A 17,078-nucleotide genomic window follows, 5' to 3' on the forward strand; every position below is an offset into this window, starting at 1 on the left:
AATTGTTTTAATTGTTTTAATTGTTTTAATTGTTTTAATTGTTTTAATTTGCGGATTCAAATCTGAAGGACATAACGATTGGGTTGCTTTAGCTGTTAAGTGATCCTGCAAACCAGCCGGTCTTGTTGCTACGATTGTTTAAATCGGTCTGTGCTCGTTATCAGCCTGATAACACTAGGCGTTCGTGTTCAAGCAGCTGCTGCGTGTGGCATTAGTAATAAAGTCTCAGGGACTTTATGCACTATGTGAGGGTTGGAGCAAGCGGCATCACTCTCAGTGTGACGCCCTGTGCGGATCCGCTGTACTTGCATACCCGAAGGCTACAGGCTGTTGTGGGGGCTGAGGGTCACCTCAATTGGCTGTCTTTGCTGCCGCGTCGGTTATAGCTGCTGAGGTTCGCTTGCTGTTTGTCGAGCTCTGTCTGGCAGCGGACACATAATCGCACGCCGGGGACAGCCTTACGTCGAGCTTCGGGGATGATGGCTTCACATTCCTCACAATGCGTTAAACTATCGCCGATAGGTAACCGACTGCGAGCCAGTGCTATCGCATCGTCTACACTGGCATCAATTTGATCTTGAACCGCCCCGTCTCGGGACCAGCCACCCGCCATGATTCGCTCCTGTATTTCTTAAGTTGAATGAGCCTCATATTCAACTTTGATCTAATTCATTCACTAATTCACCACTTAATTCCTGATATGCAAAAAAAAGCCGCTGAGCTCTTAAAAAAAGCTAGCGGCTAAAGGTCTGTGTCTACTACTTGATGAGAGCAAATATGATGGAACTTGGTGCAGCTGAATCGGGTAAAGCTGTCCTGATAAAATGGTCTGATAAAAAAGTTAAATTAAGGGAAGCGAACCTCCCAGACTTCTATAACTTTAAAGCTGAGCTTCTGTAGAATGAGACGGTACGCCTAAGCCTGTCAGTACGATAGCGCTTGTGTAAGTACTGTTAGACGCGTTTTGATGACCATCACCCAAATGTGCTTGAACCGATGCACCTAAGTTAGAAAGAGGGCTGCTGACTGATGCAAAGCCTTGTGCTGTCGCTACATGGCCTGCAGCCAGATTACGTTCAACTGACTGAGCAGGCACATCGCTTAACCCACCGGCAAATGCCTGTGAAGCCAAAAGAGCAGAAGAGATAAGCAACCGATACACCTAAGTTAGAAAGAGGGCTGCTGACTGATGCGAAGCCTTGCTCAGTCGCTACATGGCCTGCAGCCAGATTACGTTCAACTGAGTGAGCAGGCAGATCACTTAACCCACCGGCAAATGCCTGTGAAGCCAAAAGAGCAGAAGAGATAAGTACGGTATTAATTAAAGTTTTCATGATGGCTTCCTTATGTTCGTCAGCGAGTGTCGCTGTTTGATGGGGTTACTTTAACGCCCGAACTGAAACGAAACTGAAATAAGAACCCTTTTTTTAGTAAATTTTAGTGGTATGAATAAAAGGAGTTAAACCTAAGAAATACAACGTATTTGCCTATCAATCGACTCTACTTGTGCATACAGCATTATCAGCTTATCGCCGTGTGCTTGGGTAACATCCGGTATTAAAGAAATATCCCCCACACTGAGAGTTTTTCTCTGACAACTGTGCCGTTTGCCTTTGTATATGGTTTCAGCATTCTGTGTTTCGACGTTACCGCTTAGTACCAATGAACTAGTTTTTGCGCGCCAAAGTACACTTTTTGAATTGTTTAGTCTGAGTCATTATTAAAGAAAGAGTGAGCACTGTCAGTTCGAACCCGATACGTGTGTCGTGATAACAAAAAATGGGTGAATCTAATGTTTCTGAAAAATAAAATTTTATTATCAACGGCTGCACTGGTCTTTTGTGCAGGCCTTTCAACCCAGGCGATGGCACACGGAGATGTAACGCCTCAGGCTGTTGATACAGGAGGCCTGACGCCTCTGGGTGAGGAATGGAGTGATTTAAATCCGTACCGCACACCTTCTGAGGATAACGCGGAGGCGATCAAAATCGGCTTTTCAGCCTATACGCAAAACTGTGCCCGTTGTCATGGTCTTGAAGGTATTTCTGGTGGTATTGCGCCCGACCTTCGCATGCTTGAAGCGGGGTTTGATGGTGATGAGTGGTATGCGTACCGCGTGATAAACGGTGCTGTACGCAATGGGGCTGTCTATATGCCAAAAATGGCAGATACCCTGAGTCAGGAAGCCTTGTGGGCTATCCGTACCTGGTTGGAGTCGGTCAGTGTTACTGAGTAAGGTGCTGAATAAGTTGAGCTATAAGCTTAGCGCATGCCTGATAGCTATCTGTCTGGTATTTTCCGGGCAGGTACTGGCTCGTTCTTATGACGATGTCATCGCATCGGGGCATTTGATTATCGGCGTGTATCGTGATTTTCCACCGTATTCTTATCTGGTTGATGATGAGCCTAGCGGTGTGGATATTGAGCTGGGTAAAGCGATCGCAAAAGCCTTTAAGCTTGAGTTCCGGCTGCATTGGATTACGCCTGACGAAAGTCTCGGAGATGATCTGCGCAATAATGTCTGGAAAGGCCATTACCTCGATAAAGATACTGAACACCCGCTGTCACTGAAAAAACTCGCGGATGTGATGATGCGCGTGCCTTACGATCGTGAATTTGCGTATCGTCAGGATCCGCAAACCGGTGAGGGAGAGAATGAGCAGGTCGTGATGTTCGGGCCTTATCAGCGGGAATCCTGGCGGGTGGCGTATGATGCGCAAAAAATGGATGCCGTAAAAACCATGGCAGTTTTTCAGTATTACCCGATTGGTGTAGAAATTGACAGCTTGCCTGACTTTTATCTGAGCTCGGGTTTTCAGGGACGGATGCGCAAAAATGTACATCATTTTAGCACCGCCCGTATGGCCTTTACGGCGATGCAAGATGGCCAGGTTAATGCGGTGATGGCAATGCGTTCTGAGATTGATAACTTGTTGTTTACTGCTAATGATGCGCGTTTTCAGGTGGCTGAAAACGGCTTTCCTTCGATAGGTAAGCAGAAATGGGATGTCGGTATGGCGGTAAAGAGCAGCTACCGGCAACTGAGCTATGCGGTTGATGATGTGGTTGCCGGGATGGTGCGTTCTGGCGAAATGGCAGCGTTATTTGCTACGTACGGCATAACCTATGAGTTGCCTGAGCTGTATCAGGACACGCAATAATAATTCCCCCTGTAGGGTTATTTCGATAAAACATGGCGCCCCTTGTGGCGTCATTTTTATGCGGGATTGCTGGCAGTCTGCGTGGGTAGTAGTACTAAGTAACGAGAAAAGTTGTTCTCGGGTTTAATTGCCGGAATCCCCCAGAACTTCAGAATAAGAGAGATGATTCGGGGAAGTTTACCGACTCACCTCGAAATGTCTCACAATAAAAAAACGATTCCGTTAAGGAGCTAGTGATGAACAAAACGAATCTGGGCAAAGGTTTTGCGATCAGCGCAATTGCCGCAGCCATCTCGTTCTCTGCTGTTGTCTCGGCAGGCGTAACTGATGAAGATATTATGAATGACCAGGCAACCACGGGTGATGTGGTTTCTAATGGTATGGGCTTACGCGGTCAGCGCTATAGCCCTCTGACTGCCGTGAACGTCGATACAGTAAAAGACTTACGTCCTGTTTGGGCTTTCTCGTTCGGTGGTGAGAAGCAACGTGGACAAGAATCGCAGCCGGTTGTTAAAGATGGCGTGATGTTCGTTACTGCTTCTTACTCTCGTGTTTTTGCAATCGATGTTAATACCGGTGATGAGCTGTGGCAGTATGATGCACGCCTGCCGGACGCGATCATGCCTTGTTGTGACGTTATCAACCGTGGTGTTGCTTTGTTCGATGATCTGGTGATCTTCGGTACGTTGGATGCCAAGCTGGTTGCGCTGAATAAAGACACCGGTAAAGTTGTATGGAAAAAGACCGTTGGCGATTATAAAGCCGGTTATTCACTCACGGCTGCACCAATCATCGTTAAGGGCAAAGTGATTACCGGTGTTTCGGGTGGTGAGTTTGGTGTTGTCGGTAAAGTTGAAGCCTATGATGCAAAAACAGGTCAGCTTGCCTGGACGCGTCCTACGGTTGAAGGTCACATGGGTTATGTGTGGAAAGATGGTGAAAAAGTTGAAAGCGGTATTTCGGGTGGCGAAGCGGGTAAAACCTGGCCTGGTGACATGTGGAAAACCGGTGGGGCAGCAACCTGGTTAGGCGGTACTTATGATGCTGATGTAGATCTGTTATTTTTTGGTACGGGTAACCCTTCTCCGTGGAACTCACATTTGCGTCCTGGCGATAACCTGTTCTCTTCTTCACGTCTGGGTATCGATCCTGACGATGGAAAAATTGTTTGGCACTTCCAGACCACACCCCACGATGGTTGGGATTATGACGGTGTTAACGAACTGATTTCTTTTGATTATCAAGCGGATGGAAAAACTATTAAAGCTGCCGGTACTGCCGACCGTAATGGTTTCTTCTATGTCTTGAATCGTGAAAACGGTGGCTTTATCCGTGGATTCCCCTTTGTCGATAAAATAACATGGGCTAAGGGTCTGGATGAAAATGGCCGACCAATCTATGACGAGGCATTCCGTCCGGGTAACCCGGCTGCATCGGCTGATGGTAAGCAGGGCAGTTCGGTGGCTGCAGCACCCGCATTCCTCGGTGGTAAGAACTGGATGCCAATGTCGTATAGTCAAGATACAGGTCTGTTCTATGTTCCTTCTAATGAGTGGGAAATGGATATCTGGAACGAGCCGGTAGCGTACAAAAAAGGGGCGGCTTACCTGGGTGCAGGCTTTACGATTAGCGCAATAAACGAAGACTATATCGGCGTATTGCGTGCGATTGATCCTAAAACCGGCAAAGTAGTGTGGGATTATAAAAACTTCTCACCACTGTGGGGCGGCACTATGGTTACTAAGGGTAACTTAGTGTTTATGGGTACACCTGAAGGTTACCTGAAAGCCTTTAATGCTAAAACCGGCGAAGAGATGTACAAGTTTAATACCGGTTCCGGCGTTATCGGCACACCGATCACCTGGGATATGGGCGGTGAACAGTATGTTTCCGTCGTATCCGGTTGGGGTGGCGCGGTTCCATTATGGGGTGGTGAAGTGGCTAAACGTATTAAAGACTTTAACCAGGGCGGTACTGTCTGGACGTTTAAACTTCCAAAGCAGAACGCTAACCTTGTGAATAATTAATGTAAGGGTATGTTCCTTTTGATAGGAACCCTAAAAAGCCTGAACCCGTGAGGGTCAGGCTTTTTTTAGTTTTCTAAGAGTGCTTTACAACGCTGCCGCAGCATATCGCGGAACATGAGTACCGCCGGTGTGATTTGATTGCGGTTAGGACAGATAAGCCAGAGATTGGCAGGTTCCGTCGCATAGCCTGATAATAACTCGATCACTTTTCCCGCCCGCAGATCTAACGTCATATCCAGCCTGGATTTAAGCGCGATGCCTTGTCCGGATACCGCCCAGCGATGCACCAGATCGGCATCATTGCAGATACGATTTCCCTGAACTCTGATTTTCATGGCGGCCTGATTATGTGTAAAGCTCCATAAATCGTAGGTGCGATTACCCAGCAGGTAGAGCAGGCAGTTGTGATCAGCCAGGTCTTCAGGCCGTTCAGGACGCCCGTGGCGCTCTATATACAGTGGCGATGCACAGATAATGCGCTCGGTTTCGCAAATAGGGAATGCAACCAGCGAGGAGTCATCGGGTTTGCCGTAACGTAAGGCCACATCGACCCGATCATGGTAAAAATCTGACAGACTATCGCTGGCATTCAGGCTGATGGATAACTGCGGATGTTGCGCCATAAATTCATCCAGCCATGGCAATAACAGGTTGCGACCAAAATCTGAAGAGACCGATATATTTAGTACACCGCTAAGCTGAGTTTTGTCCTGCTCAAGGGCTTGTTGAGCGTCCATCAGTTCGGCAAGGGCACGACGGCAGTGGGGCAGATAACGCTCACCTGCAGATGTTAAGCGTAGTTTACGTGTAGAGCGAATAAACAAGCTGCAACCCAGCTGTAACTCCAGTCGCTTTATTGCTGCACTGGCAGCAGCAGGGGAAATATCCAGCTCCCGGGCCGCTGATGTGATGTTGCCGTTATCAGCAGTACGAATAAAGAGATCCAGGTCTGACAGCTTCATAAATATCATTATTACCAAAAAAATTTTGAAAAAGAATTAAGCATTACCCTGTTTTTAGTGTAGGTTTTTTCTTACACAATAGCCTCAATTATTCATTGAGGATTCAAAATATGAAAGCCATTGGTTATCAGGCGTCACTCCCTATCAGTCATGCTGATGCGTTACAGGATATTGAGATTGAAAAGCCACAGCCAACAGGCCGCGACTTGCTGGTCGAAATCAAAGCCATCTCCGTTAATCCGGTCGATTGTAAAGTGCGGATGCGTGCAGAGCCTGCGCCAGGCGAGTACAAAGTATTGGGTTGGGATGCGGTCGGTATTGTTCAGGCGGTGGGAGAGCAAGTCAGCTTATTTAAACCGGGTGATGCAGTGTGGTATGCCGGAGATATTACGCGCCAGGGAAGTAATGCTGAGTTTCAGCTGGTGGACGAGCGGCTTGTCGGTCATAAGCCAGCCTCTATCAGCGATGCTGAAGCTGCCGCTCTGCCTTTAACCAGTATTACCGCATGGGAGCTGTTATTTGAACGCTTGCAGCTCAAAAGCCCGTCTCATAAAGGTAGCAAGGTGTTGTTGATTGTGGGAGCTGCCGGAGGTGTGGGATCGATCATGACACAATTGGCGGCACAGCTACCCGATGTTGTGGTGATCGGCACCGCGTCACGGCCTGAAAGCCGTGATTGGGTACTCGCATTGGGTGCTGATTATGTGATTGATCACAGACAGCCATTAAGCGAAGAGTTAGCCCGTATCGGTATAAAAGATGTTACTCATGTTGCCAGTTTAACGCATACCGAACAGCATTTTACTGAACTGGTTAAGGTGTTACGTCCACAAGGGAAGCTGGCGCTTATTGATGATCCGGCAGAGCCGTTGGACATCATGCTTTTAAAGGGAAAAAGTATCTCATTACATTGGGAATCCATGTTCACGCGTTCGTTGTTTACCACCGACGATATGATTGAGCAGCATTCTATATTGGATGAAGTGTCGCGCATGATTGATGCCGGAACGCTTAAAACGACGCTAGGTAAGCATTTTGGGCGTATTAGTGCACAGAATTTGCGTATTGCACATCAGCATGTAGAGAGTAATACATCAGTGGGTAAAGCAGTTTTAGAAACTTTTTAACCTGTTGATATATATAAATATTTAGTTTTTTTAATGGGGAGGGTCAATATACCTCCCTCTTTTTCATGACCTCTTCTTGCGGTAATAAGCACTAAAGTAGTAGTTTTTCGACTCCAAAGGGTGATATCTGAGTTAGCTTCTGAGTCGTTACTATCGAACAGTGATTAATTGAATGGCGCCTGCTGGTTGGGCAGGGCTGAATAACAAGAAAGAGGCCACGAACATGATTTATGCACAGCCAGGAACTGAAGGCTCCGTTGTTACATTTAAAGAACGCTATGGTAATTTCATCGGTGGCGAGTGGGTTGCACCGGTTAATGGGAAATATTTCAAAAATATTTCTCCGGTTGATGGCAAGGTTTTCTGCGAAATCCCACGTTCGGATGAAGACGATATCAATTTAGCTTTGGATGCAGCGCATGCAGCCAAAGATGGCTGGGCAGCGCAGTCTGTTACAGCACGCTCTAATGTTTTGCTGAAAATTGCTGACAGAATTGAAGCCAATCTGGAAAAAATCGCAGTAGCTGAATGCTGGGATAATGGTAAAGCGGTTCGTGAAACGCTGAATGCCGACGTAGCTTTGTGTGTTGACCATTTCCGCTATTATGCGGGTTGTATCCGTGCACAGGAAGGTTCTATTGGTGAGATTGATGGTCATACCGTCGCTTATCACTTCCATGAGCCGCTGGGTGTTGTCGGTCAGATTATTCCATGGAACTTCCCGTTGTTGATGGCTGTCTGGAAACTGGCTCCGGCTATCGTTTCGGGTAACTGTGTTGTTATGAAACCGGCTGAACAGACGCCCGCTTCTATTCTTGTTCTGATGGAAACTATTGGTGATTTGATCCCGCCAGGCGTTATCAACATTGTAAACGGTTACGGTGCAGAAGCAGGTCAGGCGCTGGCAACGAGTACACGTATTGCTAAAATTGCATTCACCGGATCGACGCCGGTTGGTGCGCACATTCTGAAATGTGCAGCAGAAAATATCATTCCATCAACAGTAGAATTAGGCGGTAAATCACCGAATATTTTCTTTGCTGATGTAATGAATCACGAAGAAGAATTCCTTAGCAAGTGTGTTGAAGGGGCTGTATTGGCGTTCTTTAACCAGGGCGAAGTATGTACTGCGCCAACACGTTTGTTGATTCAGGAATCAATTTACGATGAATTCATCGCTAAAGTGATTGAGCGTATTGGATTGATCAAACGCGGTAACCCTCTGGATACTGATGTTATGGTGGGTGCTCAGGCTTCTCAGGAACAGTTTGATAAAATTCTGAGCTACCTGGAAATTGGTCGTAACGAAGGTGCTGAAGTATTGGTCGGTGGATCAGTAGAAAGCTTGCCAGGCGACCTCAGCAATGGTTATTACATCCAGCCTACCTTGCTGAAAGGCAAGAACAACATGCGCGTCTTCCAGGAAGAGATTTTTGGTCCTGTTGTTTCAGTTACCACGTTTAAAGATGAAGCCGAAGCACTGGAGATTGCAAACGATACTGAGTTTGGTTTGGGTGCGGGTGTATGGACTCGTGATATGAACTTGTCTTATCGTATGGGGCGTGGGATTCAGGCGGGTCGTGTGTGGACTAACTGCTATCACCATTATCCAGCACATGCTGCATTCGGTGGTTATAAGAAATCCGGTATAGGCCGTGAAACACATAAAATGATGTTGGAACATTATCAGCAGACTAAAAACATGCTGGTTAGCTACGATACTAATCCGATGGGCTTTTTCTAAGCTGATTTGATGTCAGAGCGGCCTTCGGATTAGAGGGCCAGCCTTGTGTTTTAAAAAGGGTTAAGCGTAATGCTTAACCCTTTTTCACGTGCAGTTTTTATTAGTGAGCTATGTTTGATAGTAACGTAGGGTTCGTCACTAAGTTTCTGACACCGTGTGCATGGTCTTCATCAAAAACATTGCCTTGCAGCCATTGGTCAATAGTACCAATAGATACCTTTTCAACGTTAGGTCTAACGCTCCAGGTTACCTGGAAAGGAGATCCTTTTTCATTATAACCAGGACCTGTCGTTGATCCTGCATACTCTACAGGAACACCTGTATTACCTGGGATATTAACTGCTTGGTATAACCCATCAACAGTTTCAACCTTTGTTAAAGATACAAAGTTTTTTGCCTCTTTATCATTAACAGCAACATAAACTTGAGTTTCTACGCGTAATTGAGGGTTTTTGATAGATTCGCTTAAGCAAGCACCTAAAGTGGCACCTGGTTCTACCTGAGCGGTAGAGTAGACATAGTGAACTTCCAGTGTGTCACCAGGGTAAATTGCGCCATGTTTAGTTTCGCCCACTTTTTTACCGAAGTCTGCTAATTCTGCATGGCTTAAATGGCCAGAATATTGATATCCTGTTTGATAACCATGGCCATCGCCATTCCCTGCATACTTAGTAAATTCTCCGCCTTTATGCTCTGCGTTTTTGTGGAAATGAATGTTACACAAATTCATTTCTGCTGAAGGAGGAGAAAGGGAGAAATCTCTATCATTACTACCCGTTTTTAAATCAATATCTCTCGGCGCCTGAGGACCAAATCCTTTATTCTTTGTTTGTACTAATAAGAAATTTCTTTGGTCCTCCATGACCTGATTTGTTATTTGTTTATGGTGAGCACTGTCAGAGCTACTTGCATTCACAAAAAATGGTGCAGCAGTTACTGCCAAAATAACGAGTTGTAGTGCCTTCATAATTAGTCCTTTATTGTGTTGGAAAATTTTCCGTTTCTGAATCGATAATCGTTAGTACTTGCTATGTAAGTTTTACCTGAATCTCAGTGCCAACTAATTTGCGTCCATACAAAATGTGTGTGATTTTTAAGACCTGAGCATCATACACGAATGGGAGTCGATTTCGACTCTGAGTGCGTGGATGTTGCTCGATGGAGCGATTACGCTAGTGCAGAGACTTTGTCCCGGCCTGTTTGTTTAGATCGGTACAGGGCTTGATCTACATGATACAGGGTCTCTTTAATATTCAATGATGCAGAAAAGCATGAAACGCCGGCACTGGCGGTTAGTGTTCCTATCTGCTGGAATGAATGCGTACGCACTTTATGGAGTAGCTTCTCAGCCAGAGTGACCGCCTCGGTCAGATTAATATAAGGGCTGATCAGAATAAATTCTTCGCCTCCCCAGCGGCCTACATAGTCTGCTTCGCGGACATTATTTTGAATAATATTAGCAAATTCAACTAATACTGAATCGCCGACAATATGCCCATAAGTGTCGTTAACACGCTTAAAAAAATCGATATCCAACAGAATGATGGCGACATCAATTTTATAACGATCGACTTCCGTTTTTCTCTCGACAAGGACATCGTCAATTTTGACTCGATTATATAGCCCGGTTAATTTATCGGTTATTGAGAGGGTTGTGAGGCGTTGGTTTAATTTTCGTAGTTGATAATAGTGGTAAATGAAGCCAAGTGATAACAGGGATAGTCCGCTGACGATTTTCCACATTAAAGAATAATCAAAAGCTATTTCTTGCTTGACCGATACCCATTTATTATAAACAGACTGTTTATCTTCAGGAGAAATGTTTTGCACTAGTTTATTAAATATTGTGTGCAGTTCGGGTTCATCATTACGCGTAGCTATGGACAGTTGTAGATCCTTGGTTAATCGGGACGAAATTTTCAGAGTGCCGCCAAAGTCTTTCTGTATCTCGTTCGCAGTCGACATTAGATTATCAATATAGCCATATAAAAGGCCGCTCTCTACCTGCTTTAATCCCTCGTGGATGGAGTCGACTTCCACAATATTAATACCGGGTATTTTTTTACGCAGATTTTCCACCATCGAATAGCCTTTTACTATGCCAAATTTCTGATCCCGGATGTCGGCGATATCACTGATAAAAAATTTATCGGTAGTCGTCGCCATGACGATGGGTAGTGTCAGGTGTGGCGTGGTGAAATCCATATATACGGCGCGTTCAGGTGTTGTTGATACTAACGATAAAATATCACAGTGGCGCTGTTTAGCTTTGTCTAATGATTCTTGCCAGCTTTTGGTTTCGACTAACTGAATGGGTATAGGTAGTTGTGAGGAAAGCTTTGAAATAATATCTGCAGCAATGCCTATATGTTGGCCGTTGTAAATACTTTCTAATGGCATCCAGTTGGGATCAACACACAGGGTGATTACTTTTTTGTTTTTTAAATAGAGCTTCTGCGCTTCATTAAAAGTCACCAAATGATTTTTTTTCAGCAGTAGTTCGTCAAATAGAAACACCCCCAATTCCTGATTTTCTGGTAGTAAGCCACTGTAATGTAGCTGCTTAACCGCGCGCGTGCTTAAATCTGTATTGATGGCACCCACATCGAAAAATTTTAGCAGCATCATTTTTTTAGTAACAGCTACTTCGTTTCTTAACGCTGTGATTGTTTTTCGTTGCGAGTATTTTTCATAAATAATCGCAATAGTTTCTTCCGGATGAGCTAAGGCATAGTGCCAGCCCTGATTCGACGCATCAATAAACTTGCGCGTTCTTTTCGGGTGTTGCAGCGCTTCATCCTGCGAAGTGAATAGGTTCACTGCACTCATTAGAAAACCAAAATCTGCAGGATCTATAATATTATATTCAATATTTAGCTGGTCCAACTCAAATAATTGGTTGGTTCTGAAGGCACTCATCGCGTCTACTTTATGCTGAATAAAATCTTCGTTATTAAACGAGTGCTCAACAAATTTTGCATTTTTGGTAGTGATAGAAAAGTGATTCAGCAGGAGGGCTAATGAACTGTATTTAAGCTCATCTTTTGTGCCCATGATGGTTTTTCCTATTAGATCATTGGGTGTTTTGATCTCTTTGGAGGTAACAAAAATAAGCGGCGATTGTTGAAAATAGGTCGCCAGTAAGACAATAGGTTTTAATTTACCGTCATTAATCATCACGCTGGAGTTATAGCTGCCGTAATTGTTTGTCTGGGCCAGAACTTTTTCAACGGTATCGATTCCCGCTTCATACTCTATCAAGTCAACATCTAAGCCTGCATCTCTATAAAAACCTTTCTCTTTTGCCATAATGAATCCGGCAAATTCAAACTGATATTTCCAGTCGAGTTGTAATGAGACTTTTTCTAACGCGGCAGCATAGGTGGCTACAGACGAACAGAAAAGGACAAAGGCAATGAGAAGGGAAAGAATATGTTTCGCATATCCTGAAGGGTAAGTGTACATGGATTATCAATTTCCATAATCTGAAGTTAAAACTATCCCTGTTGTCTCCAGGAGCAATCTGCTATTTATATTAGCATAGTTCAAAGTCGTCTTTTTTATTGGCAGGTATGTGAAAAAAAATTTTTATTTAACTCTGGTTTAGTTCCGATTTAGTTCTGATTTAACTCAAGTTTACCTACAATCGAGGGGTGCCTGAAGAAATGGCTAAAGCATTTCAGCAGGCAGTGGTTTGGAATAAAGGTAGCCCTGTACGCAATAGCAGCCTAGTGCTAGCAGCAGGTCTCTTTGCTCCGGTGTTTCAACGCCTTCGGCGAGCACTTCTAACCCCAGAGCTGTGCCAAGAGCAATAACTGTTTGCACAATCGCGCTGTCTTTCGGTGATCCCGGAAGGTGTTGGATAAATGAGCGGTCAATTTTTAATGTGTCAATAGGTAGTTGTTTGAGGTAACTCAGTGACGAATAGCCTGTACCAAAGTCATCGATAGCAATACGAATACCCATGTTACGTAATTGGGTGAGCACCCGGGTTGCCTCAAGTTCGTTACCCATCAGGAATGACTCAGTAATTTCTATCTCAAGCTTGTTGGCAGGAAACCCCGTTTCATTTAAAGCCGATATGACTATCTTCAGGAAATCGCCTTTTTTGAGTTGTTGAACTGACACATTGACGGCAATATGTTCAAAAAACTTCCCGTCATCAAGTAGCTGTTTTCCTTTTCGACAGGCTTCAATAAGAACCCACTCGCCCAGTGCCAGAATAATGCTACTTTCTTCTGCTATCGATATGAATTTATCGGGCATAACCAGCCCCAGTGTGGGATGCTGCCAGCGAATGAGCGCTTCATAACCGATCAGCTTTTCATCGGACAATCTGATTTGTGGTTGGTAGTAAAGTTCGAAATCATTCGCTTGCAGTGACTGCCTCATCATGGCTTCAAAGCTTAAGCGTTTAAACGCCTGGCTTGTCATCTCTTTGGAATAATATTGATAGGTATTACGTCCTTCTGCCTTCGCCTGATACATGGCGGCATCTGCATTACGAATCAGTTCGTCATAGGTCGCATTGTTGTTTGACGCAAGAGTGATACCGATGCTTACCGAAATATAAACATCTTGACCCTCAATGCTAAAAGGCTGAATGAATTGCTGAATCATTTTTTCAGCCATCAGAGCTGAATCCTGAACTGACAGAATGTTTTCCATAATAAACACAAATTCATCACCGCCTAATCGGGCCAGCGTGTCATCTTGACGAATGCAGTGTTGCAGTCTTTCAGTAACGGCTACCAGTAACGTATCGCCTGCCACATGTCCGAGGCTGTCATTAATGTTTTTAAAATGGTCCAGATCAAGAAATAAAACCGCAAATTGGCTATGTGAGCGTGCCTGGTGTGAAAGCAGATGCTGCACCCGTGATTCTAAGAGCAGTTTGTTAGGCAGGCCGGTTAACGCATCATAATGCGCCTGATGCTCAAGGGCTTGTTGCGATTCTTTTAGTGCCGACACATCGGAGAATACCGCGACATAATTCTGCACATCACCTTGCTTGTCCAAAATGGCTGTCATTGTTAATAGCTGCGGATAGACTTCACCGTTTTTACGGCGGTTCCATATTTCACCTGTCCATTGGTGGTTACGGCGCAACTCAGACCACATAGCATCATAAAATGCGGCATCATGGCGACCTGAGCGAAGAATAGCAGGCTTTTTGCCGAGTACATCTGCAGCAGAGTATCCGGTGATAGTCTTAAACGCTTTATTGATAGAGGTGATACGTGTGAAGGCATCGGTAATAATGACGCCTTCCAGGCTGTTTTCAAATACTATGGCCGACTGCTGGAGGCGCTCTTCTGCCTCTATCTGGAAGCTCTGATCATGCAATGTGGCGATCACCATGCGCTGGTGTTGGATCTTCAGTTGGGTCGCCGATATTTCAACAGGTATGCGCTGGCCAGAACAAGATACACAATAACCGTGGCCCCGATAACTTTGTTCACCCTTGTTAAAGGCGATAAGCATGCTATCGAAGACGGTGTTTTTGAAGGGGCTCAGATCCGTGATGATTATTTTGGGTGCGGTAGTATTGGCAGCAGCAGCCGTTGTTGCGTTTGCAAAGGTTTGTTGAGAATCATCTGCAAAGCCAAACATGTGGTTGGCTTTGGGGTTCGCTTCAAACACACTCCAGTCTTCCGCGGATAGAACAAGAATGGCATCATTTGAGTCTTCAAAAAACGCCTGATATTTATGCTCACTGTCTTCCAGTGCTACGAGTGCTGCCTTACTTGCCGTGATATCCCTTTGTATACCGATGAAATGTGTTAACACGCCAGCATCATTATAAACGGGCGAAATACTGATTCTGACCCAAAATAGCTGGCCATTTTTTTTGTAGTTACGTAATTCGACGGAACAGGAATGACCTTTTTCTAAGGCGTTCCTGATGATGCCCAATGGGGGTTGATTCCGATCATTATTTTGCAGAAATCGGCAGTTTCTTCCTAATAGCTCTTCCTGACAATAACCGGTCATTTGTTCAATGGCCGGGTTGGCATAAATGATCGGCCAATCACCCTGTGCGCTGCTAATCACTACGCCATCTTCAGTTGAACGAACGGCTCTGTCTTTAATCAGTAGTTCGTTTTTGATGATGTTTTGCTGTGTGATATCCGTGATAACGGAAAGTAATCCGCTTAATTTACCTTGTTGATCATACTGATAGCACCAGTTGATACGAATATCGACAGGAGATCCCTGTTTAGTAGATTTGGTTGTTTCTATTACATAAGGGGCGGGGCGATCTGCTTGTAATTTTGCCAATCGGGACTTCGTTCTGGCGATCTCTTCGGGCCTGAAACAGATATCCCAGATATATTTACCCACTAATTCTTCAGGTTCATACCCCAGAATTCTATGATGAGCAGGATTACTAAAAGTGATCAGGCCGTTCAGATCATTTTCCTGAATACCATGAGGCAAGGTATTCAGTAAGTTTTGCAGGTGTTGCTCCGTCGCTTCTCTTTTCTTAATATCCTGAGATAAACGTTTCTGCAGAGAGTGGCTGGTCATAGCAGAAGAGAAGTAGGCGGTAAACTCCTGTAATAAGCCTATCTCTGCTTCCGAAGGTTCCCTGGTTTCTTTGCAAAAGTGCAGGGTCAGAATGGCAGGCGCTGCTAGTTTTGCTCTTATAGGTGCGCAAAAAATTGTTTTAATATCATCTTGTATATAGTCATCATGTTGTCTGTAGGCTTCAGTATCGTGACTAACATGTATACCGGATTGGTTCATCGTCCTCAGTGCTACCGCACTCAACTGCGGTGTAAGTGGTAGATGAGTCGAATGTTCTAATGTCCCGGGAACGTCAGGAGAACAGTTTTCATAAAGAAGGGTAGCCGATGAAAAGGCAGGATCGTTAGCCATTAATAACCTGACACGATCTGCGCCGACTATACGGCGAAGATCGGTTATGGATTCTGACATTAGTGTATCGATATCAGTGGCATTCAGCATCCGTGCAGCTATATGTTTCAGCGCTTGAGCAAAATGGCTGGCTTGAATCTCTTTCTCGGCTGTTTTTAGTTTTTGGTTAAGTTGGACGATGGACTCTTGTAACAAGGCGATATAATGCGATTGAATACCGCTAATCAGGCCGTTGCGGGTGATTGTACCTGCAGCATGCCCTTGTTTATCCGTCACCAACAGACGATGACACTCCAACGTAATCATTTGTTCTCTGGCGTCACTCAGCGGTGTGCCATAAGGAATACTATAAACCGGCGTGCTCATCACTTCTTCGACAGAGGTTGAATGAATATCGACCTGTTCTTCAAGCAACCGGACAATATCTCCCTCTGTTAAAATTCCCTGTACGTGCGTGCGTGAACCGATAAGAAGGCAGCTGGTTTTACAGTGTGAAAACTCTTGGAAGGCTTCTTTGAGTGAAGTTTCTTTAGCGATAAAATGCAGGCGGCTGTCGGTAACGTTATCCACATATTTTACTTCCATCAGGTATTCGATACCGAGGTGCTGGATAAAGTCGGTAGCGGTAACCATGCCGATAGGATATCCCGTGTCATCAACCACCGTAAGGTGGCGGATGTCATGGCGTGCCAACAAATGATAGCCTTCATGGTATTCCATACTGGCAGACGCCGTAATAACCGGGGAGGTCATAATATCTGAGGCCACCAGACGCTCAATATTGTCCGTACCCGCCATCAGGATAAGATCCCGCTCTGTGATTAAACCGGTAAGTTGGCGAGTATCGTCTAACACAACCAGCGAGCTAATGCCTTGTTGGCTCATCAGGTGTAGTGCTTCAGGCACGGGTGTATTATTAGTGATAGACACCAGTGTACTAGAGCAAATAGACCTCAGTGTTAGCGCTTGTGGGGGAGTCATGCGATTCCATTTAGATTAGATTCAGGCGTTAAAACCTTGCATGCTATACCGATAGACTAATTGCTGTTGTTGACTAGAGTCAATAGCGTAGTAAATAGGTAGGATATAAATGAAAATTGGGTTGTTTAGCCCTTAATATCACTAATAATAGACTGGGTGATCGCTGATCGTTGTTTTCCTGAGGGTGATGCCGT

The 17,078-nt window shown here is 45.0% G+C and carries 12 protein-coding genes; 5 read left to right on the forward strand and 7 right to left on the reverse strand.

The genetic code is table 11. The annotated features are described in order from the left end of the window. Window positions 1-346: 346 nt before the first annotated feature. From Nant_RS14795 to Nant_RS14805, 3 genes are all read right to left on the reverse strand, one after another. Window positions 347-613, reverse strand: a complete 267-nt coding sequence (locus Nant_RS14795; protein ID WP_054342444.1) for a DksA/TraR family C4-type zinc finger protein — start codon at window positions 611-613, stop codon at window positions 347-349. 267 nt (window positions 614-880) lie between these two features. Next, window positions 881-1,096, reverse strand: coding sequence for a hypothetical protein (locus tag Nant_RS14800; protein WP_054342445.1), 216 nt, complete (start codon window positions 1,094-1,096; stop codon window positions 881-883). Further along, on the reverse strand, window positions 1,077-1,334 hold the full coding sequence (locus Nant_RS14805; RefSeq protein ID WP_054342446.1) for a hypothetical protein: 258 nt from the start codon (window positions 1,332-1,334) through the stop codon (window positions 1,077-1,079). Before Nant_RS14805 ends, Nant_RS14800 begins: the two co-directional genes overlap by 20 nt. 458 nt (window positions 1,335-1,792) lie before the next feature. Between Nant_RS14805 and pedF the strand changes: the two genes are divergently transcribed. The 3 genes from pedF (at window position 1,793) to Nant_RS14820 (ending at window position 5,188) form a co-directional block, all read left to right on the forward strand. Beyond that, a complete protein-coding gene (gene pedF, locus Nant_RS14810; RefSeq protein WP_054342447.1) occupies window positions 1,793-2,236 on the forward strand; it encodes a cytochrome c-550 PedF in 444 nt (147 codons plus the stop codon). Beyond that, complete coding sequence (locus Nant_RS14815; RefSeq protein WP_238377156.1) at window positions 2,223-3,161, forward strand: substrate-binding periplasmic protein; 939 nt, start codon at window positions 2,223-2,225, stop codon at window positions 3,159-3,161. The genes pedF and Nant_RS14815 overlap by 14 nt, the downstream gene beginning before the upstream one ends. Before the next feature lie 236 nt (window positions 3,162-3,397). Continuing rightward, on the forward strand, window positions 3,398-5,188 hold the full coding sequence (locus tag Nant_RS14820) for a PQQ-dependent methanol/ethanol family dehydrogenase (protein ID WP_054342448.1): 1,791 nt from the start codon (window positions 3,398-3,400) through the stop codon (window positions 5,186-5,188). Window positions 5,189-5,253: 65 nt separating this feature from the next. On the opposite strand, the gene Nant_RS14825 is transcribed toward Nant_RS14820, so the two are convergent. Beyond that, complete coding sequence (locus Nant_RS14825; protein ID WP_054342449.1) at window positions 5,254-6,150, reverse strand: LysR family transcriptional regulator; 897 nt, start codon at window positions 6,148-6,150, stop codon at window positions 5,254-5,256. 110 nt (window positions 6,151-6,260) lie between these two features. Between Nant_RS14825 and Nant_RS14830 the strand changes: the two genes are divergently transcribed. Further along, window positions 6,261-7,277: a zinc-binding alcohol dehydrogenase family protein gene (locus Nant_RS14830; protein ID WP_054342450.1), complete on the forward strand. Its 1,017-nt coding sequence runs from the start codon at window positions 6,261-6,263 to the stop codon at window positions 7,275-7,277. A 223-nt stretch (window positions 7,278-7,500) separates the two neighbouring features. Continuing rightward, on the forward strand, window positions 7,501-9,021 hold the full coding sequence (gene exaC, locus Nant_RS14835; RefSeq protein WP_054343230.1) for an acetaldehyde dehydrogenase ExaC: 1,521 nt from the start codon (window positions 7,501-7,503) through the stop codon (window positions 9,019-9,021). A gap of 100 nt (window positions 9,022-9,121) precedes the next feature. Here the strand turns inward: exaC and Nant_RS14840 are convergent, their stop codons facing one another. The 3 genes from Nant_RS14840 to Nant_RS14850 all read right to left on the reverse strand — a co-directional run bounded on the left by Nant_RS14840 (window position 9,122) and on the right by Nant_RS14850 (window position 16,884). Continuing rightward, a complete protein-coding gene (locus Nant_RS14840; protein WP_054342451.1) occupies window positions 9,122-9,988 on the reverse strand; it encodes a delta-class carbonic anhydrase in 867 nt (288 codons plus the stop codon). Window positions 9,989-10,188: 200 nt separating this feature from the next. Then, window positions 10,189-12,486, reverse strand: coding sequence for a diguanylate cyclase (locus Nant_RS14845; RefSeq protein ID WP_054342452.1), 2,298 nt, complete (start codon window positions 12,484-12,486; stop codon window positions 10,189-10,191). Window positions 12,487-12,690: 204 nt separating this feature from the next. Beyond that, complete coding sequence (locus Nant_RS14850) at window positions 12,691-16,884, reverse strand: EAL domain-containing protein (RefSeq protein ID WP_054342453.1); 4,194 nt, start codon at window positions 16,882-16,884, stop codon at window positions 12,691-12,693. Window positions 16,885-17,078: the final 194 nt, after the last annotated feature.

The sequence above is a fragment of the Neptunomonas antarctica genome, assembly GCF_001305295.1.
Lineage (GTDB): Bacteria > Pseudomonadota > Gammaproteobacteria > Pseudomonadales > Balneatricaceae > Neptunomonas > Neptunomonas antarctica.